Raw genomic sequence first — 21717 nt, 5'->3', positions numbered from 1 at the left:
GCGCGGATCGGTTCCCCATTCCGCGCAACACAGCTACAGCTGCTCAGTCTCCGCGTAGTCCTGACCGTCGTCGTAGCCGTTGTCGTCGATCGTGGGCACGCCACCAATGGAGTCACCCATGGATTCACCAAGAGGTTCACCAATGGCGTCATCATCCTCGGCCGACCAGCCCTCGGACGCGTACTCCGCCGCAGCCGCGGACGGATCGAACCCGGGCGGGCTGTCCTTCAGCGCGAGTCCCAAGCCAACCAGCTTCAACTTGACCTCGTCGATGGACTTCGCACCGAAGTTACGAATGTCCAGCAGGTCGGCCTCGCTCCGCGAGACCAGCTCGCCGACCGTGTGGATGCCTTCCCGCTTGAGGCAGTTGTAGGAGCGCACCGTGAGGTCGAGGTCCTCGATCGGCATCGCGTAGGCCGCGATGGTGTCGGCTTCCGCCGGCGACGGTCCGATCTCGATACCTTCGGCGTCCACGTTGAGCTCACGCGCGAGCCCGAACAGCTCAACCAGGGTCCGACCGGCCGAAGCAACCGCGTCGCGCGGCGTGATCGACGGCTTGGTCTCGACGTCCAGGATGAGCTTGTCGAAGTCCGTGCGCTGCTCGACACGAGTCGCCTCGACCTTGTAGGTCACCTTCAACACCGGCGAGTAGATCGAGTCGACCGGAATCCGGCCGATCTCGGCACCAGCCTGCTTGTTCTGCACCGCGGGGACGTAGCCGCGACCGCGCTCGACGACGAGCTCGATCTCCAGCTTGCCCTTCCCGTTGAGGGTCGCGATGTGCAGATCCGGGTTGTGCACCGTGACGCCGGCCGGCGGCACGATGTCGGCGGCGGTGACCTCACCGGGGCCCTGCTTGCGCAGGTACATCGTCACCGGCTCGTCCTCCTCGGAGCTGACGACCAGCTCCTTGAGGTTCAGGATGACGTCGGTGACGTCCTCCTTCACGCCCTGGATCGTGGTGAACTCGTGGAGCACACCGTCGATGCGCAGGCTCGTGACGGCCGCACCCGGGATCGAAGAGAGCAGGGTGCGGCGCAGCGAGTTGCCGAGGGTGTAGCCGAAGCCCGGCTCCAGCGGCTCGATGACGAACCGGGAGCGGGTTTCCGACACTGCCTCTTCGGCCAGTGAGGGTCGCTGGGAGATGAGCACTTGGGTTTTCCTTTCCTAACGGCGACCGCCATTTGACGCCGATGGATGGCGTGCCCGCGACTACGGTCCACGTGGACACGAAAGACTGTGCTCGCGGGCGGGCGGTGGCTTCCTGCACCACCACCCGGAAGTGCCTCCGCCGACGGCCACGAAGGACCGCCGGCGGCAAGCGTCACTTCGAGTAGAGCTCGACGATGAGCTGCTCGGTGACCGGGGTGTCGATCTGCGCACGCTCCGGACGCTGGTGAACCAGAATCCGCAGCGTCGAAGGAACGACCTGCAGCCAAGCCGGGATCGGCCGTTCGCCCAGGGTTTCCTTGGCGATGATGAACGGCGTCGTGCCCAGCGACTTCGGCTTCACGTCGATGATGTCGAACTTCGACACCTGGAAGCTGGGGATGTTGACCCGCTTGCCGTTGACCATGAGGTGACCGTGGCTGACCAGCTGACGCGCCATGCGACGCGTACGGGCCAGGCCCGCGCGGTACACGACGTTGTCCAGGCGGGACTCCAGCAGCTGCAGGAGGTTCTCACCCGTCTTGCCGGGACGCCGGTTGGCTTCCTCGTAGTAGGAGCGGAACTGACGCTCCAGCACGCCGTAGGTGTACCGGGCCTTCTGCTTCTCCTGGAGCTGCAGCAGGTACTCGGTTTCCTTGATGCGCGCGCGGCCGTGCTGGCCCGGCGGGTACGGACGGCGTTCGAACGCCTGGTCGCCGCCGATCAGGTCAACCTTCAGGCGACGGGACTTACGGGTCGCGGGACCGGTGTAACGTGCCATCTTCTTCTACTCCCTTCCCGCGATCAGACTCGGCGCCGCTTGGGCGGCCGGCAGCCGTTGTGGGGCTGCGGTGTGACGTCCTGGATCGTGCCGACCTCGAGGCCGGCTGCCTGCAGCGAGCGGATCGCCGTCTCACGTCCCGAGCCGGGGCCCTTGACGAAGACGTCGACCTTCTTCATGCCGTGCTCGGCAGCCTTACGGGCAGCGTTCTCAGCGGCCATCTGCGCGGCGAACGGGGTGGACTTACGAGAGCCCTTGAACCCGACGTGGCCCGCGGAGGCCCAGCTGATCGCCGCACCGGTGGGGTCGGTGATCGAGACGATCGTGTTGTTGAACGTGCTCTTGATGTGGGCTTGCCCGTGAGCTACGTTCTTCTTTTCCTTGCGCCGCACCTTCTTGACGGCACCGGCGCGAGACTTCGGTGGCATATTTGTCGTGGTCTCCTAGCGAGGCTTACTTCTTCCCGGCCTTCTTCTTGCCGGCGACCGTCTTCTTCGGCCCCTTGCGGGTACGGGCGTTGGTCTTGGTCCGCTGCCCGTTCAACGGGAGGTGACGGCGGTGCCGGATCCCCTCGTAGCAGCCGATTTCGATCTTCCGGCGAATGTCGGCCTGGACCTCGCGGCGGAGGTCACCCTCGACCCGGTAGGTGTTCTCGATGTGGTCGCGGAGCAGCGCAAGCTGCTCGTCGGTGAGGTCCTTCGCGCGGATGTCGAACGACATGTCCGTCGCTTTCAGGATCTCTTGCGACCGGGTACGGCCGATGCCGTAGATGTAGGTCAGCGCGATCTCCAAGCGCTTCTCGCGCGGAAGATCAACGCCGCTAACCCTTGCCATCTGGCAGGTCTCCTTCGCGTTGCTCCAGGTCTACCTCCCTGACCACCTTCGAGGCACCGGCGTGCTCGACGCCCGTGGCCCTCGAAGCCCCGGCCTGGAGTCCGGAGGTCGGCCGACTCACTCACGAGTCGACAGGTTCAAGGGAGTTCCTGTTGTTGTGGGTGGCTGCGACGCGGCGCACGACGGCGCCGTGTGCCCACCTGCGATCAGCCCTGGCGCTGTTTGTGGCGCTGGTTGTCGCAGATCACCAGGACCCGCCCGTGACGGCGGACCACCTGGCACTTGTCGCAGATCTTTTTCACACTAGGCTGGACCTTCACGGTCGACCTCTCCTGCTCGGACGCGTGTCCGGTCTCCCGGACACCGTGGAGGTCACTTGTAGCGGTAGACGATGCGCCCACGGGAGAGGTCGTAGGGCGAGAGCTCCACAACGACCCGGTCCTCAGGCAGGATGCGGATGTAGTGCTGACGCATCTTGCCACTGATGTGTGCGAGGACCTTGTGCCCGTTCTCCAACTCGACGCGGAACATCGCGTTGGGGAGCGGCTCGATCACGCGACCCTCGACCTCAATGGCCCCGTCTTTCTTGCCCATGTCCTCCGCGTTTCGTGACGGTGACAGTTTGTCTTGCCGTCGAACCCGGGTTTGGGCTGCGACGACTGTGGCACACTCCGAGCCGACTCGAAGACCAGTACCCGCGACGAATCGCGGTAGCGTGTTCACCGGAACCGACACCCCGGACCTATGCGGACCGGAGGTGCGCGGCCTACTCTGGTAAGCACAAGGCACGACGAACCGGCGCGATGAATTGCGCCGATGCTCCACTGTACGCGCACACGAAAACCGGCTCCACAGCGGGGACCCCTCCCGACCTGCCAACACGGCAGCCCCAACGGCGAAGTGGTACACCTGATCATGTTGCGCGCGGACCGTGGCAACCTTGCGAACCGGCTTCGAAGCTCATTACTTTCGATCACGCTTCGCCACTTCGCAGGCGGACGAGGGAATCCAACGAGGAGAGCCGTGACAGCCCAGCAAGACCGCCCGGTCGGTGCCATCCGGAAAATTCTGGACATGCCGACGCTGAGCCCGGCGGCCAAACTCGAGGAATACCGCACGTTCCTCTCGACGGCGGTTCGTCACCCACGGATGATCGGTGCCGCCACCCCGACCTCGACCGCCGTCGCGGCGACGGTCGCACAGGTGGTACCCACCACCGGGACCCCCGTCGTGGTCGAACTCGGCCCCGGCACGGGATCGCTCAGCGAGGGCATCCGAGGCCGCTTGCCCAGCAATGCCAGGCACGTCGGCATCGAACTCAGCCAAGAACTGGTCGACCACCTGCGAACGCACAAGCCGTGGATGGAAGTCGTGCAAGGGGACGCGGGACGCCTCCGCGAGATCCTGGACGACCTCGACATCGGGCAGGTGGACGCGATCATCAGCAGCATCCCCTGGTCGTTGCTGGCCCTCGAGGAGCAGAACGACATCCTGCGCCAGGTCGCCGGGGTGATGGCTCCGCACAGCGCGTTCACAGCCGTCACGTACATCCCGGTCGACCAGAACTCCGGCGGCAAGCGCTTCCGCGCTCAGCTCGACGCCACATTCGACGAGGTGTTGACCCACACGACCTGGCGGAACCTGCCGCCGATCCTGCACTACATCTGCCGTCGGCCGCTGCCCGGTTTCAGCGGTGAGGACGTCCGATCCCGCTGATGCGCGCGGCGAGCAGCACCGCTCCCCACGGCCCGGCCACCCAGATCCACCACGGGTAGATCGAGTCGCTCGACCCGGCGGAGACCAGCAGCCAGATCACCAGGTTGATCGAGACTGCGACCAGCCAGGCGAACTCCGCGCTCCCACGCATCACCCGCAATGGCGCGCTCGACCGCCAGTCCCGGGCCACCCCGCTCCCGGCGGACTCGACTCCGCCCGTGACCCATGAGCTCGTGGGCAGGTCGGCGGTCACCGCGGACAGCTCGTAGTAGGTTCTGGCCGCCCAGGTCGAGGCGCTCCGCTCATCGAACTCGGACAGGTCGATCCGGCCTTCCGAATGAGCTCGCCGCAGAGTCTCGATCGCGTCCGCTCGTTCGCGGTCGCCGACGCGCAAGTGCCCTGCTGGACCGTCCATCGCTGCCTCCCGACCTGTCCCGAAGAGCCTATAACACCGTTACGGCCGCGCGATATCGTCCGTTCGAGCGAGGACCCCGCTGCGCCCGGCTATTCACCTCCACCGCAATTCACCTCCATCGGGCCGAACCGGACAACCCGCCGCACCACCGAGTCAGGTATCCGGAACACTCCGGGATCAGCAGGACGGCTGCCGTCACCACCGGCTACCGTCGGGTGCGCGGCCGAACGGACAAGACCAGGAGCGCCAGTGAGCAAGCTCGACAGACTCCGGGAGTACCGGGCCTTCCTCGCACGCGCGGCCAACCGTCCGGCCACCATGGGAGCCATCCTGCCGACCTCCGGGCACGTGGCCGACGCCGTCGCCGAGGTGCTCCCCCGGAGCGGCAAACCGACCGTGCTCGAACTCGGCCCCGGAACCGGAGCGCTCAGCGACGCCATCCACCGCCGGCTACCGGCCGACGCCCAGCACATCGCGCTGGAAATCGACCCCGGAATGGTCCACTACCTCAAAACGGCGAAGCCCTGGCTGCGGGTCATCCACGGCGACGCAAGAAACCTGGCGGGACTGCTCGACTCCATCGGCATCACCCAGGTCGACGCGGTCATCAGCAGCATCCCCTGGACCCTCATGGACCACGGGCAACAACGAGAACTGCTGCGCGAGGTCACCGGAACCCTCAGTCCGCAGGGCGTCCTCACCACGGTCACCTACCTGACCACGCTGTGGCGCACGAACACGACCGCGTTCGTGCGGACCCTGCACGAGAACTTCGAAGAAGTCCTGCCGCGCAGCACCGTGTGGCGAAACCTGCCGCCGGCACGGATCTACGTCTGCCGCAGACCCATCAGCCCGGACTGACCACGGCGCCCGCACCTAAGACGTCCGCGCGTTGTCCACCGGGCCACCCGGCAGCGCCGGTCACTCAGTCCTCGGCCTCGGTCAGAACCCAGGGGCCGTCCTCGGTGATGGCGACCGTGTGCTCCCAGTGCGAGGCCATCGAGCCGTCCGCGGTAACCACGGTCCACTCGTCCTCGAGCTCCTCGGTGTCGGCAGAGCCCAGCGTCAACATCGGCTCGACGGCCAGCGCCATGCCCACCTTGAGCTTCGGCCCCTTGCCCGGCTTTCCCAGGTTCGGCAGGAACGGCTCCATGTGCATGCTCGTCCCGATGCCGTGGCCACCGTACTCGGCGATGATCCCGTAGGGGTGCCCGTCGGTCGACGCCGACTTGCGCGCGGAGGTCTCCACGGCGTGCGAGATATCGGTGAGCCGGTTACCCGCTCGCACCTGCTCGATCCCGGCCCACATCGACCGCTTCGTCGCCTCCGAGAGCGCCTTTTCGCGCTTCCCGAGCTCGCCGACGGCCACTGTCACCGCGGAATCGCCGTGCCAGCCCTCCAGGATCGCGCCGCAGTCGACCGAGATCATGTCGCCCTCCGCCAGGACCTCCCGGCCGGAGGGGATGCCGTGCACGACCTTCTCGTTCACCGAGGCACAGATCGACCCGGGGAAACCGTGGTAGCCCTTGAACGACGGGACCGCACCGGCATCGCGGATGATCTGCTCGGCGGCCGCGTCAAGGTCCGCGGTGCTGACCCCGGGCTTCGCCAACCGGTTGACCTCGGCGAGCGCCCGAGCGACCACCAAACCGGCCGCACGCATCGCCTGGATCTCACCCGTGGATTTGAGTTCGATCCCCTTACCTCGCCGCAACACCGCGCTCACTTCCGATCACTGCCGCCGAAAACGGAGTGAGCCGGCCGAGCCTAAGCTCGGACCGGCCCCTCACGTTCATGTCATTCGGGCGCTCAGGCGCGCGCCCGCAGCGCCTCCAGCGCACGTGCGGTGATCTCCTCGACGCTGCCGAGCGCGTCGATCCTGATCACCTTGTCCGCGTAGTACTCCAACAGCGGCGCCGTCTCGGACTCGTAGACGGCCAGACGACGACGAATGACGTCCTCGGTATCGTCCGAGCGCCCACGCTCGAGCATACGGTTGACGAGTTCCTCCTCGGGAACGTCGAACCGCATCACCGCGGTCAGCTCCATGCCGTTCTCACCGAGAATGCCACCGAGGACATCGGCCTGGGCGGTGTTGCGCGGGTACCCGTCGAGCAGGAACCCCTCTTGCGCGTCCGGCTCGGCCAGCCGCTCCCGCACCATCTCGTTCGTGACCTCATCGGGAACCAACTCGCCCGCATCCATGTAGCTCTTGGCCTTCTGGCCGAGCGGCGTCGAGTTACCGATGTTCGCGCGGAACAGATCTCCGGTGGAGATATGCGGTACCGCGAGCTGTTCACTCAGCACGGCCGCTTGGGTGCCCTTGCCCGCTCCGGGCGGGCCGACGAGAACCAATCGCACCAAGGGTCTGCCTCCGAATCGTCTGATGGCACACGCCACCGTCTTTCGAGCGCTGCCGCACTCTCGGCTGTCGCACTCTCGCGTACAAGCACGCATCCGGTGGACCCGCGGTCCGCCGACGCGGCCGGACCGCGAATCCACCAACCCTGCGCTGGGGGTGGAATGCGCGAACGAGCGACTGCCTACTCACGGTAAACGTCTTGGAGACGACCACGACAGACGCTGAGCCACAGCGCTTCACAGCCCGGAAAGGTGAGTTTACCTGAGGAAACCCTCGTAATTCCGTTGCGTGAGTTGGCTCTCGATCTGCTTCACGGTGTCCAGACCCACGTTGACCATGATCAACACTGCCGTGCCGCCGAACGGGAAGTTCTGGTTCGCCCCCTGGCCACCGGTGAGGCCGAGGAAGAAGTTCGGCAGGATCGCGATGATGCCGAGGTACAACGAACCGGGCAGCGTGATCCTCGAGAGCACGAAGCTCAGATACTCGGCGGTGGGCCGCCCCGGCCGGATGCCCGGGATGAATCCGCCGAACTTCTTCATCTCGTCCGCCCGCTCTTCCGGGTTGAACGTGATCGAGACGTAGAAGTAGGCGAAGAAGACGATCATCGCCATGTACAGCAGAATGTGCACCCAGCTGGACGGATCCACGATGTAGGTCTGGATGAACCGCGCCCACCAGGTGTCCTGGTTGCCCGCCAGCTGACCCAGCAGCTGTGGCAGGTACAGCAAGGACGAACCGAAGATGACCGGAATCACACCGGCCTGGTTCACCTTCAGCGGCAAGTAGGTCGAGGTTCCGCCGTACATCCGGCGGCCGATCATGCGCTTCGCGTACTGCACCGGAATCCGGCGCTGCGCCTGCTCGATGAACACCACCGTCGCGATGATCGCGACGGCGAACAGGCAGATCACCGCGAAGACCAGCGGGCCGTGCGAGTTGAGGATGTTGCCACCCTCGGCCGGAATACGAGCCGCGATCGAGGCGAAGATCAGCAACGACATGCCGTTGCCGATGCCCCGCTCGGTGATCAGCTCACCCATCCACATCAGCAGGGCGGCACCGGCGGTCATCACGACCACGATCGTCACCAGGTTGAGCACCGAGTTGTCCGGGACGACGTCCACCGAGCAGCCCTGGAAGAGCTGACCGCGCACCGCGAGTGCGACGACACCCGTCGCCTGCAGGACCGCGAGCGCGATCGTCAGGTACCGGGTGTACTGGGTCAGCTTCGCCTGCCCGGATTGGCCTTCCTTCTTCAGCTGTTCGAAGCGAGGAATGACCACCTGCAGGAGCTGAACAATGATGCTCGAGGTGATGTAGGGCATGATGCCCAGGGACAGCACCGACAATTGAAGCAGCGCACCGCCGCTGAACAAGTTCAGCAGCGAGTAGACGCTCTGATTGCCGCTGCCCTGCAACTGTTCGAAGCACTGCTGAACGTTCGGGTACGACACCCCAGGAGAGGGGATCGTGGCGCCGAGCCGATAAAGCACCACCATTCCCAGTGTGAACAGGATCTTGCGGCGCAGGTCCGGCGTCGCCAGAGCCGAGCGGAAGGCGCCGAGCACGCGAACCTCCTGTACGCGAGCCGGGATGAACCGGCCAGGACGATGGCCGGCTTTCCAGAGCCGGCACGGCTGGAAATTCCACAGCACCGTGCTTGGCACGGTGCTGCCTCGGCGACTCTAGCAGGCCCTTCGGCGGGCACAGCGCGCTGCCATTGATTCACTCTCCATGATCACTGAGTACCCGCCGGATCGATCCACCGAGCAGACCTCCCGGTTCGCCTCAACGGCCCTCTACAAGATCGTCAACGGACCATCGCGCAGGCCTGGACGACAGCGCACTCGTCCGGCGCGTCGCGGACCGTGTCCACATCCCGCCAAGCCGGGTTCCTGCCGTGGTGCCCGAATCGACGGTGCTCGAATCGACGGGGCCCGAATCGACAGGGCCCGAATCGACGGGGCGATGGGCGATGGGGCGATGGGGCGCCGGACGCACACCCCACCGCTCCGTCCACCGCGATCAACCACAGTTGGCGGCCCACTCCTGCTCGGTCATGTCTTCCGTCGACTGCACGACCGTGCTCGCCTGGTCGTTCGCCGGGCCGGTCACCTCCATCGGCACGTACCAGATGTAGTGGCCGCGGAACGGGTCTCCGAAATGCAGTTCGTAGGTGCCCCGCACCCGCTGCATCCGCGGCCCGTGAAAGACCCGCCCCACATCACCGGGGCTCACCTCGAGATAGGTCGTTTGGCTCTCGGTGTGCGACTCGGTCCACTCGTGCCCGTAGCTCGCCTTGAAGCTCACCTTGAACACCTCGCCGAACGAGGTCTCCATCGACAGCCCGAGACTGTTGCTCTCCGACGTGGTGTCCGACCACGACACCGCCATTCGCTGGGACAGCTCGGTGCAGTTGAAGACCGGACTGCCGACCTGCTCCGAACTGTTCTGGAAGTACTCGGGCGCACCCTCCGGGTGGAAAACACAGCTGTCCGTGCCGTTGTCGCACTTCTCCAGCAATTCACGTGCAGTCGGCTCCTCGGCCGCGGAAGCGGTCGGCACGAACATCAGCGTTGCCGCGACTGCGCAGCCGGCGCTCATCAGGATTCTCATGGGACTCCATCTCCACTCGGAATTCGCACGAACACACCGGCCTCAGGCGCACCCCGGGCGGTTCATCTCCTCTTCGGTCATGTCCCGCACGTGCTGGCTGATCGCGGCGGAGGCGTCCGCGGCAGGCCCGGTGATCGCCGCGTCCACGTACCAGATGTAGTGGTCGTGGAACCTGTCCTCGAAGTGCAGTTCGTAGGTGCCCCGCACCCGTTCCATCTGCGGCCGCCGCTCGACCCACCCCACCTGATTCGGATTGGTGTCGACGTAGGTCGTCTGCGATTCCGTGTGCGACTCCTCCCACGTGTGCTGGTAGCTCTGCTCGTAGGCCACCGAGAACACCTTCCCGAACCCCGCTTCGGTGGTCATCGAAAGGCCGAAGCTGTTGCTCTGGGAAGTGGTGTCCGACCACGACACCGCCGAGCGTTGAACGCTGTCGGTGCAGTTGAAAACGGGGGCACCCACGGTCCGGACCTCCCCGGTGAAGTACTCCCGCTCCCCGTTCGGGTGAAATACGCAGCTGTCGGTGCCGTTGTTGCACTTCTCCAGCAATTCGCGCGCCGTCGGGCCGTCGGCGGCCGAAGCCGAGGCGGTCGGGACGACGAACAACGCGCTCAGCGCGGCCGCGGCGGCCACGAGCGCGAAGGGTTTGCGTTGAAGCATGGCCGGGTCCTCCTCAGCTCAGACCGATGGACTGGGTGCGGTCGTTGAGCAGGTCCCCGACGTATGGCGTGTTCTCCTTGAACGGCCCGTCGCGATCCCCGCCCAGGTCAGGCTCGGGATAGAGCCAGATCCAGCACTTGCCCCAGGGCTGCACGGAGGACACCCGGTCCTTCCACTCGTCCCCCAGGTTCAACTGGTAATCGACCCAGCCGTCCTTTTCGCACAGCCCGCTGCCGTACACGGTGAGGCTGTCGCCGCCGTAATCACGGTCGGAGAACACGGTCGCCTGGATGACGTCGTCAGCAGCTCGCGCCGTCAGCTGCTGCGCGTCCTCGACAGCGGCCCTGGTGGTGGCGAAGCAACGCTGCTCCCCGGTTCGCACGTCGAGGTTGCAGTGCTCGGACCCCTCGGGCGCGGCGCCCGCTGTCGCGGGAAAAGCGCCGGCCAGAAGAAACAGACCGATGGTCGACAGCACTGTGCGCGACACTCGTCTGGGATTGGCCATTCGGTGATCGCTCCTTGGGAAATCGTCGATGCCGCGTGGTGTTGCGGTATCGATCAACCTAGGCGCCGACCAGCCGGGAATCATCAGCCAATGAGACCGCTCTCATGACTCTTTTGCCTGCGCAAACCGACCAGCCAGCCGACCCCGCCCGGCGGTGCGCACCATCCCGCGAACGGCGGTGTACACCTGTACACGCTGAATCCGTACACCTGAAACCTGTACGCACTGAAGCCGGTACGCACTGAAGCCGGTACGCACTGAAACCTGTACGCCCGAAACACGAGAAAGGGCCGGCCGACCCGAAGGTCGACCGGCCCTTTTCGCGAGTATCGCGGTTCAGCGGCCCAGCTTGGTCGCCGAACCACCCGCTGCGGTGATCTTCTCCTGGGCGCTGCCGGTGAACGCGTGTGCGGACACCTCCAGCTTCGCGCCCTCGAGGTCACCATCGCCGAGAATCTTGATGAGCTCGCCCTTGTTGGCCAGCCCCGCCTCGATCAGCTCATCGATGCCGACCTTGCCGCCCTGCGGGAAAGCCGCGGCCAGCTTGCCGACATTGACGCCTTGGTACTCGACCCGGTTGCGGTTCTTGAAGCCGCGAAGCTTCGGCAACCGCATCTGGAGCGGCATCTGTCCACCCTCGAAACGAGGGGAGACAGTCTTCCGCGCCTTCGTGCCCTTGGTACCGCGCCCAGCGGTCTTGCCCTTCGAGCCCTCACCGCGACCAACACGGATCTTGTCGCGCTTGGAGCCCGGAGCCGGCCGCAGGTCGTGAATCTTGATGACCATGCTCAGTCGACCTCCTCGACCGTCACCAGGTGGCGAACGGTGTTGACCAGGCCGCGCACGTCACGGTTGTCCGGACGAACGACCTCCTGGCGGATCTTGCGCAACCCGAGGGTGCGCATCGTGTCGCGCTGGTTCGGCTTGGTGCCGACCAGACCGCGCACCTGCGTGATCTTCAACTGTGCCATCAGATCACACCCCCTGCCCCGCGCGAGCCCGAAGCATGCTGGCCGGAGCAACGTCCTCCACCGGCAGGCCACGGCGAGCCGCAACTTCTTCCGGGCGCTGCAGCATCCGCAGCGCGGCGATCGTGCCCTTGACGATGTTGATCGGGTTGTCGCTACCCAGCGACTTGCTCAACACATCGTGGACGCCCGCGCACTCGAGGACCGCACGCACCGGGCCACCGGCGATAACACCGGTACCGGCGCTGGCCGGGCGCAGCATCACAACGCCCGCGGCGTCCTCACCCTGCACGGGGTGAGTGATCGTGCCACCGACGCGAGGAACGCGGAAGAAGTTCTTCTTCGCTTCCTCCACGCCCTTGGCGATCGCGGACGGAACTTCCTTGGCCTTGCCGTAACCAACACCGACCATGCCGTCACCGTCGCCGACGACGACCAGCGCGGTGAAGCTGAACCGACGACCGCCCTTGACGACCTTCGCTACACGGTTGATCGTCACGACACGTTCGAACTGCGGGGTCTTCTCTTGGGCCGCCCCGCCACGGCCACCGTCGCGGCGGTCCTTGCGGTCTTTGCCGCCGGATTCCGAACCGCCGTCACGCCGAGTGCGTCCAGGCATCAGGCGTCCCTTCCGTTGGTCGCGGTACTCAAAAACTCAGTCTTACGCACTTGTCAGAACTCCAGACCGCCATCGCGAGCGGCGTCCGCCAACGCGGCCACGCGGCCGTGGTAGGCGTTTCCGCCGCGGTCGAAAACGACCTTGTCGATTCCGGCGTCCTTCGCACGGGCGGCAACGAGTTCTCCGACCTTGCCGGCCTTGGACTTCTTGTCACCCTCGAGACCGCGCAGGTCGGCTTCCAGTGTGGAGGCCGAGGCCAGCGTGTGGCCGGCGGTGTCGTCGATGACCTGCGCGACGATGTGCCGCGTGGATCGCGTGACGACCAGACGTGGCCGCTGGGTGGTACCGGAAACCTTCTTGCGGATCCGGAAGTGTCGGTTCGCGCGGGCAGTCCGACGCACGGTCGAGATGTCTTTGCCCACGGGCTTGCGCTTCGTAGCTGTGGTCTCGCTCATGGTCACTTACCCGTCTTTCCGACCTTGCGGCGGATGTTCTCACCCGCGTAGCGAACACCCTTGCCCTTGTACGGGTCGGGGCGGCGCAACTTGCGGATCCTCGCAGCGGTCTCACCGACCAGCTGCTTGTCGATGCCCTTGACCGACAACTTGTTCGGACCGTCGATCGCGAACTCGATCCCCTGCGGGGGCTCGACCACGACCGGGTGGCTGTAGCCCAGGGCGAACTCGAGGTTCGCTCCCTTGAGCTGCACGCGGTAACCCACACCGTGGATTTCCAGGTCCTTCTGGTAGCCCTGGCTGACGCCGAGGACCATGTTGTTCACAAGACTGCGGGACAGCCCGTGCAGCGAGCGGCTCGTCCGCTCGTCGTCCGGACGTCGAACCACGATCGAGCCGTCGTCATCGCGCTCAACCGTGATCGGCTCCGCGATGCGCTCTTCCAGCGAGCCCTTCGGCCCCTTTACCGATACCGCCTGGCCGTCGATCGCAACCTCGACGCCGGAGGGCACGGTGATCGGCAGCTTACCGATGCGCGACATGCCGTTCCTCCTCTCTCACCAGACGTAGGCGAGAACTTCCCCGCCCACGCCGGATTTGATGGCCTGCCGGTCGGTCATGAGACCGCCGGATGTCGAAATGATCGCGACGCCGAGTCCGCCCAGAACCTTCGGGAGGTTGGTGGACTTGGCGTACACCCGCAGACCCGGCTTGGAGACTCGCCGGAGGCCGGCGATGCTCCGCTCGCGGTTCGGGCCGTACTTGAGCTCGACGACCAGGTTCTGGCCCTTCTCGCCCTGCTCCGTGCGAGAACCGGCGACGTAACCCTCGCGCTTGAGGATGTCGGCGATGTTCGCCTTGAGCTTGGAGTGCGGCATCACGATCTCGTCGTGGTATGCCGAATTACCGTTACGCAGACGCGTCAGCATATCTGCGATGGGATCGGTCATCGTCATGGTGACCTAATCAACCTTTCTCGTCCGGTTCCGACGGGTCCGGACGCCGGTGGTGCACGCCGCCGGCGAGAACCACCCGGGTCTGGACCCTGGCCTAGACGAAGTCGGAGTCAATGCCTGTCGACGAACGACAGGACGTCTCTGTTCGCGCGAGTACGCGAAACGTGCGCGGAGCGCGGGCGAAGGCCCCGGTAACGCCTGATGAGGGTACCCGTCACCGGGAAGCCCTCATCAGGCGGGACGTCACCAGGAAGACTTGCTCACGCCGGGGAGTTCACCCGCGTGCGCCATGTCGCGGAAGCAGATCCGGCACAGCCCGAACTTGCGGAACACCGAACGAGGACGCCCGCAACGCTGGCAGCGGGTGTAGCCCCGAACCCGGAACTTCGGCTTCTTGGCGGCCTTGTTGATCAGCGCCTTCTTGGCCATCGGCTCAGTTCTCCTTGTTTCGATCCTCAGCGACGGCCACGATCACTTCTCCTTGAAGGGGAAGCCGAGCCCACGAAGCAGGGCGCGGCCCTCGTCATCGGTGGTGGCCGTTGTAACGACGGTGATGTCCATTCCGCGCGGACGGTCGATCGCGTCCGGGTCGATCTCGTGGAACATCGACTGCTCGTTGAGGCCGAAGGTGTAGTTGCCGTTCCCGTCGAACTGCTTCGGCGAGAGGCCCCGGAAGTCGCGGATGCGCGGGAGGGCGATGGTGACCAGACGGTCCACGAACTCCCACATGCGGTCACCGCGGAGTGTCACGCGGGCACCGATCGGCATGCCCTCGCGCAGCTTGAACTGCGCGATGGACTTGCGGGCCCGACGAACCTCGGGCCGCTGACCGGTGATGGTGGTGAGGTCGCGAACCGCGCCCTCGATGATCTTGCTGTCCCGGGCGGCGTCGCCAACACCCATGTTGACCACGACCTTGACCACACCCGGCACCAACATCGGGTTGGAGTAGTTGAACTCCTCGTGGAGCGCCGAGCGGATCTCTTCGCGGTAGCGGGTCTTCAGCCGGGGGACGATCTTCTCAGTAGTGGTCATGATCAGACGTCCTTACCGTTGCGGCGAGAAACACGAACCTTCTTGCCGTCTTCACCGAAGCGGTAGCCGACACGGGTGGGCTGCCCGTCCGAGTCCACCACCATCACGTTGCTCACGTGGATCGGTGCTTCCTGCGTAACGATTCCGCCGGACTGCGCGCCGCGCTCGGTCCGGGAGACCTTCGTGTGCTTCTTGATGCGGTTCACGCCCTCGACGAGGACACGCTCACGCTGGGGGAATGCCTGAATGACCTTGCCCCTGGCGCCCTTGTCCTTGCCGGCGATGACGACGACCGTGTCGCCCTTCTTCACCTTCATCACAACACCTCCGGCGCGAGCGAAATGATCTTCATGTACTTCTTGTCACGCAGCTCGCGGCCGACGGGTCCGAAGATCCGGGTACCACGCGGTTCGCCAGTCGGCTTGATCAGCACCGCGGCGTTCTCGTCGAACCGGATGTAGGAACCGTCCGGTCGACGCCTTTCCTTCTTCTGCCGGACGATGACGGCCTTGACCACATCGCCCTTCTTGATGCCGGCACCGGGCATGGCTTCCTTCACGGTCGCCGTGATGACGTCACCGATGCCCGCGTACCGCCGCCCGGAGCCGCCGAGAACCCGAATAGTGAGGATCTGCTTGGCCCCAGTGTTGTCGGCGACACGCAGTCGCGACTCCTGCTGGATCACGTCTAACTCCTGACCCTAAGTACTCGCACGGTCTGTGCGAACACACTCTGGCACGCCAAATTTCCGACCTGACGTACGCGGTCATTTCACGGCTCGCCCGAGCCGACCGGCCGCCACGCGGCGACCGGTCGGTCCGCGAACCTGCTTACTTGGCCTTCTCCACGACCTCGACGAGGCGCCAACGCTTGCTGGCCGACAGCGGACGGGTCTCCATCAGGAGCACCCGGTCGCCGATACCGGCGTTGTTGCTCTCGTCGTGCGCCTTGACCTTGTTGGTCTGCCGCAGCACCTTGCCGTAGAGGGCGTGCTTCTTGCGGTCCTCGAGGGAGACCACGATCGTCTTGTCCATCTTGTCCGAGACGACGTAGCCCTCACGGACCTTGCGGTAGTTACGGGTCACGCCTTGTCCTTCGTTCTGGCTCATGCCGCGCCCTCCTCGGCTCCCTCAGGAGACACCGTCAGGCCCAGCTCACGCTCGCGCATGATGGTGTAGATCCGAGCGATGTCCCTGCGAACCACGCGCAACCGGCGGTTGTTCTCCAACTGCCCCGTCGCCATCTGGAACCGAAGGTTGAACAGCTCTTCCTTCGACTCCTTCAACCGCGCCACGAGCTCCTCGTTGTTCAGCTCGCGGAGCTCTGAAGCGGTGACACCCGCTGCCATCAGAAGTCACCACCCTCGCGGGACACGATCTTGCACTTCATCGGGAGCTTGTGCGCCGCGCGAGTCAGTGCCTCGACCGCGATCTTCCTGTTCGGGTAGTTCAACTCGAACATGACGCGGCCCGGCTTGACGTTGGCGACCCAGTACTCGGGCGAACCCTTACCGGAACCCATTCGGGTCTCGGCCGGCTTCTTGGTCAGCGGGCGGTCCGGGAAGATGTTGATCCACACCTTGCCGCCACGCTTGACGTGCCGGGTGATGGCGATACGTGCCGACTCGATCTGCCGGTTGGTCACATAGCCGTGCTCGATCGCCTGAATGCCGTACTCGCCGAAGTTGATCTGGGTGCCACCCTTGGCGAAGCCCTTACGCTTCGGCGCGTGGCTCTTGCGCCACTTCACCCTGCGTGGGACGAGCACGTCTCAGCCCTCCTGCTTCTCATCGGCACGAGGCTCGCTGACAGCCGGAGCGTTCGCGGAGGCCGCGTCGCCCGCGGTCTGCGCCTGCTCCGGGCTCTCCGCCGAACCAGCCTTGCCGGACTTGTCCGCGGCCGCACGACCAGCCTCGGTGCCCGCGGCAGTGGTGCCCGATGCGCCGGAACGACGACGACCGCCGCGCTCCGAACGGCCACCGCGCTCGCCGCGTTCGCCGCCGCGCTCGCCACCGCCGCCACCGCCACGCGGTGCACGGACCTCGGACTCCTGCTGCTTCTGCTTCAGGCCACCGACGAGCTCACCCTTGTAGATCCACACCTTGACGCCGATGCGTCCGAACGTGGTGCGGGCCTCGAAGAAGCCGTAGTCGATGTCCGCACGCAGCGTGTGCAGCGGAACCCGGCCCTCACGGTAGAACTCCGAACGGGACATCTCGGCACCGCCGAGACGACCGCCGCACTGCACCCGGATGCCCTTGACCTGCGGCGAACGCATGGCCGACTGGATGCCCTTGCGCATCGCCCGCCGGAAGGAAACCCGGTTGGACAGCTGCTCGGCGATCCCCTGGGCGACGAGCTGAGCGTCGGCCTCGGAGTTCTTGACCTCGAGAATGTTGAGCTGGACCTGCTTGCCGGTCAGCTTCTCCAGCGAACCGCGGATGCGGTCCGCCTCGGCACCCCGACGGCCGATGACGATGCCCGGCCGAGCGGTGTGAATGTCCACCCGGACCCGCTCGCGGGTGCGCTCGATCTCCACCTTGGAGATACCGGCGCGCTCCATACCGCGAGAGAGCCGACGGCGGATCTTGACGTCCTCCGCGACGTATTCCGAGTACTGCTTGTCGGCGTACCAGCGGGACTTCCAGTCCGTGGTGATGCCGAGTCGGAAGCCGTGCGGGTTGATCTTCTGACCCACTACCGGGCACTCCCCTTCTGGCTCTTTCGCGACTTACCGGCCGTCTTGGGCTGGCGGGACTCCACCTCGACCGTGATGTGGCTGGTCCGCTTGCGGATCCGGTACGCACGGCCCTGGGCACGCGGCTGGAAACGCTTCAGCGTCGGCCCCTCGTCCACGAACGCTGCGTTGACGAACAGCGTGTCGGGATCGAGGGAGAGGTTGTTCTCCGCATTGGCGACTGCACTGGCGAGCACCTTCGACACCGGACCGCTTGCGGCCTGCGGCGCGAACTGGAGCACGGCCAGGGCTTCGCTGGCGCTACGGCCCTTGATGAGCTCGACCACGCGACGCGCCTTCATTGGCGTCACGCGGACGAAGCGGGCCCGCGCCACTGCACGCGGTGTTGCCTCCGCGTCAGTAACGTCCGAACGGGCGTTCATCCTGCTACCCCTTGCTTACTCGTTCGTGTCACAGACCCGCTCAGCGGCGGCGCGACTTGCGGTCGTCCTTGACGTGGCCCTTAAAGGTGCGGGTGGGGGCGAATTCGCCCAACTTGTGCCCGACCATGGACTCACTGACAAACACCGGGACGTGCTTGCGGCCGTCGTGCACCGCCAATGTGTGCCCGAGCATGTCCGGAATGATCGTCGACCGGCGGGACCAGGTCTTGATCACGTTCTTCTTGCCCGACTCGTTCAGCGCGTCCACCTTCTTGAGCAGGTGGTCGTCCACGAACGGGCCCTTCTTCAGGCTGCGTGGCATGTTGTTCTACCTCCCTGCTCAGCGCTTCTTGCCGGTGCGCCGGCGGCGGACGATGAGCTTGTCACTGGGCTTGTTGCGGCGCGTGCGCCCTTCCGGCATACCCTTCGGGTTGACCGGGTGGCGACCACCGGAGGTCTTGCCCTCACCACCACCGTGCGGGTGGTCGACCGGGTTCATCACGACACCGCGGACGGTCGGGCGCTTGCCCTTCCACCGCATCCGGCCGGCCTTGCCCCAGCTGATGTTGGCGTGCTCGGAGTTACCGACCTCGCCGACCGTGGCGCGGCAGCGGACGTCCACGTTGCGGATCTCGCCCGAAGGCATCCGCAGCTGGGCGTACGGGCCGTCCTTGGCCACCAGCTGAACCCGAGCACCTGCCGAGCGCGCGATCTTGGCACCACCGCCGGGGCGGAGCTCGATCGCGTGCACCACGGTGCCGGTGGGGATGTTGCGCAGCGGGAGGTTGTTGCCGGGCTTGATGTCAGCCCGTGCACCGCTCTCCACCTTGTCGCCCTGCTTGATGCTGCTCGGCGCGATGATGTAGCGCTTCTCGCCGTCGGCGTAGTGCAGCAGTGCGATCCGTGCGCTGCGGTTGGGGTCGTACTCGATGTGCGCGACCTTGGCAGGCACACCGTCTTTGTCGTTGCGGCGGAAGTCGATCACGCGGTAAGCCCGCTTGTGACCGCCACCCTTGTGCCGCGTTGTGATTTTGCCGCGCGCATTGCGACCACCGCGACCGTGCAGCGGACGCACCAGCGACTTCTCCGGCTCCGACCGTGTGATCTCGGCGAAGTCGGCCACGCTGGAACCGCGACGGCCCGGCGTCGTGGGCTTGTACTTGCGAATGGCCATCTCTAACGCAACCTCGTCTTAATCGGCGCCGGTCAGGCTGCCGGCCCGCCGAAGATCTCGATCGGCTTGCTGTCAGCGGACAGCGTGACGATCGCCCGCTTGGTGTCCTTGCGCTTGCCGTACCCGGTCCGGGTGCGCTTACGCTTGCCCTTGCGGTTGATCGTGTTCACGTCCGAGACCCGCACGTCGAAGATCTTCTCGACCGCGATCTTGATCTCGGTCTTGTTCGAGCCGGGACGGACCAGGAACGTGTACTGGTTCTCTTCGAGCAGCGCGTAGCTTTTCTCGGAGATCACCGGCGCGACGATGATGTCTCGCGGATCGGGGATCACTGGTCTGCCTCCTCAGCCTTGCGAGAAGCCTCTGCGGAAGACGCGGACGCCTTTACCGTACGGCCCTTGGCCGGGCCGGCGACGAAACGCTCGAACGCTTCCTTCGTGAACACGATGTCGTCATTGACGAGCACGTCGTACGTGTTCAGCTGACCGGGATCGATCAGGTGCACGTTCGGCAGGTTCCGCAAGCTCAGCCAGGTGTTCTCATCCGTGCGGTTCAGCACGACGAGAACCCGCTTGGCCTCGGTGATCGAGCTCAGCGCGGACTTGGCCTGCTTGGTTGACGGCTTGGGGCCGTCGACCAGACCGGTGACCACGTGCAGCTGATCCGCGCGAGCGCGGTCCGAGAGGGCACCGCGAAGCGCCGCTGCCTTCATTTTCTTGGGGGTCCGCTGGGTGTAGTCCCGCGGGGTCGGACCGTGGACGGTCCCACCGCCGGCGAACTGCGGGGCACGGATCGAACCCTGCCGCGCGTTACCGGTCCCCTTCTGCCGGTACGGCTTCTTGCTACCGCCGGAGACCTCGGCGCGGGTCTTCGTCGAGTGAGTGCCCTGGCGCGCTGCGGCCAGCTGGGCCACCACGACCTGGTGCATCAACGCGACGTTGGCCTGCACGTCGAAGATCTCGCCGGGCAGCTCGACACTGCCGTCGGTCTTACCGTCCGGGGTACGGACGTCGAGCTTCGCGCTCATCACGCACCACCCTTCGCAGGACTCTTGACCAGCACCAGTCCGCCCTTCGGGCCAGGGACGGCGCCCTTGATCAACAGCAGCCCGGACTCGCCCTCGACCCGGTGAACCTTCAGGTTCTGGGTCGTGACGCGTTCGGTGCCCATGCGACCGGACATCCGCATGCCCTTGAAGACTCGACCCGGCGTGGCGCAGCCACCGATCGAACCCGGCTTGCGGTGCACGGCCTGGGTACCGTGACTGGCACCCTGCCTGGCGAAGTTGTGCCGCTTGATCGTGCCGGCGAAGCCCTTACCCTTGCTCGTTCCGACCACGTCGATCACCGTGCCGGCTTCGAACAGCTCGGCGGTGATCTCCTGGCCAACCTCGTACTCGACGGCATCGCCGGTGCGCAGCTCTACGACGTGACGGCGCGGGGTGACACCAGCTTTGGCGAAGTGGCCGCTCCGCGGCTTGTTCACCTTGCGCGGGTCGATGGCGCCGAACGCCAGTTGCACGGCCGAGTAGCCGTCCTTGTCGGGGGTTCGGATCTGGGTGACCACGTTCGGCCCGGCCTGCACGACGGTAACCGGAACTACCCGGTTGTTCTCGTCGAAGACCTGGGTCATGCCGAGCTTGGTGCCCAGAAGCCCCTTGATCTGCCTGTCAGACATCAGTCTCGTTCTCTCCGCAATATGGTCGACCCTGCGCAAGCAGGTCGTCCGTCGCCTGCCGGCCCTTATTGGATGTTCACGTCGACGCTGGCTGGCAGGTCGATGCGCATGAGCGCGTCCACCGTCTTCGGCGTCGGTTCGAGAATGTCGATGAGGCGCTTGTGCGTCCGCATCTCGAAGTGCTCCCGCGAGTCCTTGTACTTGTGCGGGGAGCGGATGACGCAGTAGACGTTCTTCTCAGTGGGCAGCGGCACCGGCCCGACGACCCGAGCGCCGGTGCGCGTCACGGTCTCGACGATCTTGCGCGCGGACGCGTCGATCGCCTCGTGGTCGTAGGCCTTGAGCCGGATGCGGATCTTCTGTCCCGCCATAGTGGCTTGCCGTTCCTCTAGTCTCGTGCCGCTAGTAACTAGCGCGGTGCGGTTGCACTTGGCGCTCCCAATGGGCTTGGGCGCTCGACGCGGCCTGGGCCGGTGAGACCCCCTCTCGGGAGCCACAGCCCGCGGTCCGCCCCTGTTCAGCTATTTGGTGCCCGGTACACGCGGTCGGGCGTGTCGCCTTCACGTCGCACACCGGCCCCTCCGAACATCGCCGGAAGGACGGACCTCTCGGTCCTTACACTCAAGTTCTCACGCCCGCTCGGTCGGCGCGCCGGACAACAATCCGGCCAAGC

Annotated in this window: 35 protein-coding genes and 1 pseudogene; 2 read left to right on the top strand and 34 right to left on the bottom strand. The window is 65.6% G+C overall.

The annotated features are described in order from the left end of the window. Positions 1–33 precede the first annotated feature (33 nt). From ACYVAN_RS17985 to infA, 6 genes are all read right to left on the bottom strand, one after another. Entirely contained in the window at positions 34–1152 is a 1119-nt protein-coding gene (locus tag ACYVAN_RS17985; RefSeq protein WP_460961092.1) for a DNA-directed RNA polymerase subunit alpha, read from the bottom strand. A gap of 172 nt (positions 1153–1324) precedes the next feature. Continuing rightward, on the bottom strand, positions 1325–1930 hold the full coding sequence (gene rpsD / locus ACYVAN_RS17980) for a 30S ribosomal protein S4 (RefSeq protein ID WP_460961090.1): 606 nt from the start codon (positions 1928–1930) through the stop codon (positions 1325–1327). 23 nt (positions 1931–1953) lie between these two features. Beyond that, a complete protein-coding gene (gene rpsK, locus ACYVAN_RS17975; protein WP_380666905.1) occupies positions 1954–2358 on the bottom strand; it encodes a 30S ribosomal protein S11 in 405 nt (134 codons plus the stop codon). Between the two features lie 25 nt (positions 2359–2383). After that, positions 2384–2764, bottom strand: coding sequence for a 30S ribosomal protein S13 (gene rpsM / locus ACYVAN_RS17970; protein ID WP_460961088.1), 381 nt, complete (start codon positions 2762–2764; stop codon positions 2384–2386). Positions 2765–2970: 206 nt separating this feature from the next. Beyond that, the gene (gene rpmJ, locus ACYVAN_RS17965; RefSeq protein ID WP_460961086.1) at positions 2971–3084 is read right to left on the bottom strand and encodes a 50S ribosomal protein L36; all 114 of its coding nucleotides are present in this window, start codon (positions 3082–3084) and stop codon (positions 2971–2973) included. A gap of 52 nt (positions 3085–3136) precedes the next feature. Further along, positions 3137–3358 (bottom strand): translation initiation factor IF-1, encoded by a 222-nt coding sequence (gene infA / locus ACYVAN_RS17960; RefSeq protein WP_009948665.1) that lies wholly within the window; start codon positions 3356–3358, stop codon positions 3137–3139. A 429-nt stretch (positions 3359–3787) separates the two neighbouring features. On the opposite strand from infA, the gene ACYVAN_RS17955 reads away from it, so the two are divergent. Continuing rightward, on the top strand, positions 3788–4480 hold the full coding sequence (locus ACYVAN_RS17955; protein WP_460961084.1) for a class I SAM-dependent methyltransferase: 693 nt from the start codon (positions 3788–3790) through the stop codon (positions 4478–4480). On the opposite strand, the gene ACYVAN_RS17950 is transcribed toward ACYVAN_RS17955, so the two are convergent. Beyond that, positions 4452–4895 carry a DUF1707 SHOCT-like domain-containing protein gene (locus tag ACYVAN_RS17950; protein WP_460961082.1) on the bottom strand — a complete coding sequence of 148 codons (444 nt, stop codon included), beginning with the start codon at positions 4893–4895 and terminating at the stop codon, positions 4452–4454. The two genes, ACYVAN_RS17955 and ACYVAN_RS17950, sit on opposite strands and share 29 nt — an antisense overlap. A 249-nt stretch (positions 4896–5144) precedes the next feature. Between ACYVAN_RS17950 and ACYVAN_RS17945 the strand changes: the two genes are divergently transcribed. Then, complete coding sequence (locus ACYVAN_RS17945) at positions 5145–5756, top strand: class I SAM-dependent methyltransferase (RefSeq protein WP_460961080.1); 612 nt, start codon at positions 5145–5147, stop codon at positions 5754–5756. Positions 5757–5820: 64 nt separating this feature from the next. Here ACYVAN_RS17945 and map read toward each other — a convergent pair whose 3' ends face one another. From map to rpsJ, 27 genes and pseudogenes are all read right to left on the bottom strand, one after another. Further along, positions 5821–6621 (bottom strand): type I methionyl aminopeptidase, encoded by an 801-nt coding sequence (map, locus tag ACYVAN_RS17940; protein ID WP_460961078.1) that lies wholly within the window; start codon positions 6619–6621, stop codon positions 5821–5823. A gap of 83 nt (positions 6622–6704) precedes the next feature. Beyond that, positions 6705–7256 (bottom strand): adenylate kinase, encoded by a 552-nt coding sequence (locus ACYVAN_RS17935; protein WP_460961581.1) that lies wholly within the window; start codon positions 7254–7256, stop codon positions 6705–6707. A gap of 258 nt (positions 7257–7514) precedes the next feature. Beyond that, positions 7515–8828, bottom strand: coding sequence for a preprotein translocase subunit SecY (gene secY / locus ACYVAN_RS17930; RefSeq protein WP_460961076.1), 1314 nt, complete (start codon positions 8826–8828; stop codon positions 7515–7517). A 457-nt stretch (positions 8829–9285) separates the two neighbouring features. Further along, positions 9286–9876, bottom strand: coding sequence for a hypothetical protein (locus tag ACYVAN_RS17925; protein WP_460961074.1), 591 nt, complete (start codon positions 9874–9876; stop codon positions 9286–9288). 42 nt (positions 9877–9918) lie between these two features. Beyond that, positions 9919–10536: a hypothetical protein gene (locus tag ACYVAN_RS17920; RefSeq protein ID WP_460961073.1), complete on the bottom strand. Its 618-nt coding sequence runs from the start codon at positions 10534–10536 to the stop codon at positions 9919–9921. A gap of 13 nt (positions 10537–10549) precedes the next feature. Continuing rightward, entirely contained in the window at positions 10550–11041 is a 492-nt protein-coding gene (locus ACYVAN_RS17915) for a hypothetical protein (protein WP_460961071.1), read from the bottom strand. Positions 11042–11377: 336 nt separating this feature from the next. After that, positions 11378–11827 carry a 50S ribosomal protein L15 gene (rplO, locus tag ACYVAN_RS17910; RefSeq protein ID WP_460961069.1) on the bottom strand — a complete coding sequence of 150 codons (450 nt, stop codon included), beginning with the start codon at positions 11825–11827 and terminating at the stop codon, positions 11378–11380. A gap of 2 nt (positions 11828–11829) precedes the next feature. Then, positions 11830–12012 carry a 50S ribosomal protein L30 gene (gene rpmD, locus ACYVAN_RS17905; protein ID WP_460961067.1) on the bottom strand — a complete coding sequence of 61 codons (183 nt, stop codon included), beginning with the start codon at positions 12010–12012 and terminating at the stop codon, positions 11830–11832. Positions 12013–12016: 4 nt separating this feature from the next. Further along, positions 12017–12628 (bottom strand): 30S ribosomal protein S5, encoded by a 612-nt coding sequence (gene rpsE / locus ACYVAN_RS17900; RefSeq protein WP_460961065.1) that lies wholly within the window; start codon positions 12626–12628, stop codon positions 12017–12019. 53 nt (positions 12629–12681) lie between these two features. After that, entirely contained in the window at positions 12682–13083 is a 402-nt protein-coding gene (gene rplR / locus ACYVAN_RS17895) for a 50S ribosomal protein L18 (RefSeq protein ID WP_460961063.1), read from the bottom strand. Positions 13084–13085: 2 nt separating this feature from the next. Further along, positions 13086–13625, bottom strand: a complete 540-nt coding sequence (gene rplF / locus ACYVAN_RS17890; RefSeq protein WP_460961061.1) for a 50S ribosomal protein L6 — start codon at positions 13623–13625, stop codon at positions 13086–13088. Between the two features lie 15 nt (positions 13626–13640). Further along, the gene (rpsH, locus tag ACYVAN_RS17885) at positions 13641–14033 is read right to left on the bottom strand and encodes a 30S ribosomal protein S8 (protein WP_460961059.1); all 393 of its coding nucleotides are present in this window, start codon (positions 14031–14033) and stop codon (positions 13641–13643) included. 249 nt (positions 14034–14282) lie between these two features. Further along, positions 14283–14468 carry a type Z 30S ribosomal protein S14 gene (locus tag ACYVAN_RS17880; RefSeq protein ID WP_460961057.1) on the bottom strand — a complete coding sequence of 62 codons (186 nt, stop codon included), beginning with the start codon at positions 14466–14468 and terminating at the stop codon, positions 14283–14285. A 42-nt stretch (positions 14469–14510) separates the two neighbouring features. Further along, positions 14511–15074 carry a 50S ribosomal protein L5 gene (gene rplE / locus ACYVAN_RS17875; RefSeq protein ID WP_460961055.1) on the bottom strand — a complete coding sequence of 188 codons (564 nt, stop codon included), beginning with the start codon at positions 15072–15074 and terminating at the stop codon, positions 14511–14513. Positions 15075–15076: 2 nt separating this feature from the next. After that, complete coding sequence (gene rplX / locus ACYVAN_RS17870) at positions 15077–15391, bottom strand: 50S ribosomal protein L24 (protein ID WP_460961053.1); 315 nt, start codon at positions 15389–15391, stop codon at positions 15077–15079. Then, positions 15391–15759 (bottom strand): 50S ribosomal protein L14, encoded by a 369-nt coding sequence (rplN, locus tag ACYVAN_RS17865; RefSeq protein WP_460961051.1) that lies wholly within the window; start codon positions 15757–15759, stop codon positions 15391–15393. Before rplN ends, rplX begins: the two co-directional genes overlap by 1 nt. A 145-nt stretch (positions 15760–15904) precedes the next feature. Continuing rightward, a complete protein-coding gene (gene rpsQ / locus ACYVAN_RS17860) occupies positions 15905–16183 on the bottom strand; it encodes a 30S ribosomal protein S17 (protein ID WP_460961049.1) in 279 nt (92 codons plus the stop codon). Then, a complete protein-coding gene (gene rpmC / locus ACYVAN_RS17855) occupies positions 16180–16422 on the bottom strand; it encodes a 50S ribosomal protein L29 (protein WP_460961048.1) in 243 nt (80 codons plus the stop codon). The genes rpsQ and rpmC overlap by 4 nt, the downstream gene beginning before the upstream one ends. Further along, on the bottom strand, positions 16422–16841 hold the full coding sequence (gene rplP, locus ACYVAN_RS17850; protein WP_460961046.1) for a 50S ribosomal protein L16: 420 nt from the start codon (positions 16839–16841) through the stop codon (positions 16422–16424). The genes rpmC and rplP overlap by 1 nt, the downstream gene beginning before the upstream one ends. Positions 16842–17099: 258 nt before the next feature. Beyond that, a pseudogene (rpsC, locus tag ACYVAN_RS17845) lies at positions 17100–17771 on the bottom strand (30S ribosomal protein S3); the annotation flags it as partial. Next, positions 17771–18193, bottom strand: a complete 423-nt coding sequence (gene rplV, locus ACYVAN_RS17840; RefSeq protein ID WP_460961044.1) for a 50S ribosomal protein L22 — start codon at positions 18191–18193, stop codon at positions 17771–17773. The pseudogene rpsC and the gene rplV, both read right to left, overlap by 1 nt. A 40-nt stretch (positions 18194–18233) precedes the next feature. Beyond that, the gene (rpsS, locus tag ACYVAN_RS17835; protein ID WP_460961042.1) at positions 18234–18515 is read right to left on the bottom strand and encodes a 30S ribosomal protein S19; all 282 of its coding nucleotides are present in this window, start codon (positions 18513–18515) and stop codon (positions 18234–18236) included. An 18-nt stretch (positions 18516–18533) separates the two neighbouring features. Then, the gene (rplB, locus tag ACYVAN_RS17830) at positions 18534–19367 is read right to left on the bottom strand and encodes a 50S ribosomal protein L2 (RefSeq protein WP_460961040.1); all 834 of its coding nucleotides are present in this window, start codon (positions 19365–19367) and stop codon (positions 18534–18536) included. 32 nt (positions 19368–19399) lie between these two features. Continuing rightward, positions 19400–19699, bottom strand: coding sequence for a 50S ribosomal protein L23 (gene rplW / locus ACYVAN_RS17825; RefSeq protein ID WP_460961038.1), 300 nt, complete (start codon positions 19697–19699; stop codon positions 19400–19402). Then, on the bottom strand, positions 19696–20394 hold the full coding sequence (gene rplD / locus ACYVAN_RS17820; protein WP_460961036.1) for a 50S ribosomal protein L4: 699 nt from the start codon (positions 20392–20394) through the stop codon (positions 19696–19698). Before rplD ends, rplW begins: the two co-directional genes overlap by 4 nt. After that, on the bottom strand, positions 20394–21044 hold the full coding sequence (gene rplC / locus ACYVAN_RS17815) for a 50S ribosomal protein L3 (RefSeq protein ID WP_460961034.1): 651 nt from the start codon (positions 21042–21044) through the stop codon (positions 20394–20396). Before rplC ends, rplD begins: the two co-directional genes overlap by 1 nt. A gap of 65 nt (positions 21045–21109) precedes the next feature. Continuing rightward, a complete protein-coding gene (gene rpsJ / locus ACYVAN_RS17810; protein ID WP_009948626.1) occupies positions 21110–21415 on the bottom strand; it encodes a 30S ribosomal protein S10 in 306 nt (101 codons plus the stop codon). Positions 21416–21717 lie beyond the last annotated feature (302 nt).

This window comes from Parasphingorhabdus pacifica, from assembly GCF_054779195.1.
Note: the sequence above shows the minus strand (reverse complement) of the source record. Positions and strands in the feature narration are given on the sequence as shown.

Coding starts and splice junctions, on each gene's coding strand:
- rpsD (WP_460961090.1), bottom strand. CDS start 1,930: ATGGCACGTTACACCGGTCCCGCGACCCGTAAGTCCCGTCGCCTGAAG.
- rpsK (WP_380666905.1), bottom strand. CDS start 2,358: ATGCCACCGAAGTCTCGCGCCGGTGCCGTCAAGAAGGTGCGGCGCAAG.
- rpsM (WP_460961088.1), bottom strand. CDS start 2,764: ATGGCAAGGGTTAGCGGCGTTGATCTTCCGCGCGAGAAGCGCTTGGAG.
- infA (WP_009948665.1), bottom strand. CDS start 3,358: ATGGGCAAGAAAGACGGGGCCATTGAGGTCGAGGGTCGCGTGATCGAG.
- ACYVAN_RS17950 (WP_460961082.1), bottom strand. CDS start 4,895: ATGGACGGTCCAGCAGGGCACTTGCGCGTCGGCGACCGCGAACGAGCG.
- ACYVAN_RS17925 (WP_460961074.1), bottom strand. CDS start 9,876: ATGAGAATCCTGATGAGCGCCGGCTGCGCAGTCGCGGCAACGCTGATG.
- ACYVAN_RS17920 (WP_460961073.1), bottom strand. CDS start 10,536: ATGCTTCAACGCAAACCCTTCGCGCTCGTGGCCGCCGCGGCCGCGCTG.
- ACYVAN_RS17915 (WP_460961071.1), bottom strand. CDS start 11,041: ATGGCCAATCCCAGACGAGTGTCGCGCACAGTGCTGTCGACCATCGGT.
- rplO (WP_460961069.1), bottom strand. CDS start 11,827: ATGGTCATCAAGATTCACGACCTGCGGCCGGCTCCGGGCTCCAAGCGC.
- rpmD (WP_460961067.1), bottom strand. CDS start 12,012: ATGGCACAGTTGAAGATCACGCAGGTGCGCGGTCTGGTCGGCACCAAG.
- rpsE (WP_460961065.1), bottom strand. CDS start 12,628: ATGCCTGGACGCACTCGGCGTGACGGCGGTTCGGAATCCGGCGGCAAA.
- rplR (WP_460961063.1), bottom strand. CDS start 13,083: ATGAGCGAGACCACAGCTACGAAGCGCAAGCCCGTGGGCAAAGACATC.
- rplF (WP_460961061.1), bottom strand. CDS start 13,625: ATGTCGCGCATCGGTAAGCTGCCGATCACCGTGCCCTCCGGCGTCGAG.
- rpsH (WP_460961059.1), bottom strand. CDS start 14,033: ATGACCGATCCCATCGCAGATATGCTGACGCGTCTGCGTAACGGTAAT.
- ACYVAN_RS17880 (WP_460961057.1), bottom strand. CDS start 14,468: ATGGCCAAGAAGGCGCTGATCAACAAGGCCGCCAAGAAGCCGAAGTTC.
- rplE (WP_460961055.1), bottom strand. CDS start 15,074: ATGACCACTACTGAGAAGATCGTCCCCCGGCTGAAGACCCGCTACCGC.
- rplX (WP_460961053.1), bottom strand. CDS start 15,391: ATGAAGGTGAAGAAGGGCGACACGGTCGTCGTCATCGCCGGCAAGGAC.
- rpsQ (WP_460961049.1), bottom strand. CDS start 16,183: ATGAGCCAGAACGAAGGACAAGGCGTGACCCGTAACTACCGCAAGGTC.
- rpmC (WP_460961048.1), bottom strand. CDS start 16,422: ATGGCAGCGGGTGTCACCGCTTCAGAGCTCCGCGAGCTGAACAACGAG.
- rplV (WP_460961044.1), bottom strand. CDS start 18,193: ATGAACGCCCGTTCGGACGTTACTGACGCGGAGGCAACACCGCGTGCA.
- rpsS (WP_460961042.1), bottom strand. CDS start 18,515: ATGCCACGCAGCCTGAAGAAGGGCCCGTTCGTGGACGACCACCTGCTC.
- rplB (WP_460961040.1), bottom strand. CDS start 19,367: ATGGCCATTCGCAAGTACAAGCCCACGACGCCGGGCCGTCGCGGTTCC.
- rplD (WP_460961036.1), bottom strand. CDS start 20,394: ATGAGCGCGAAGCTCGACGTCCGTACCCCGGACGGTAAGACCGACGGC.
- rplC (WP_460961034.1), bottom strand. CDS start 21,044: ATGTCTGACAGGCAGATCAAGGGGCTTCTGGGCACCAAGCTCGGCATG.
- rpsJ (WP_009948626.1), bottom strand. CDS start 21,415: ATGGCGGGACAGAAGATCCGCATCCGGCTCAAGGCCTACGACCACGAG.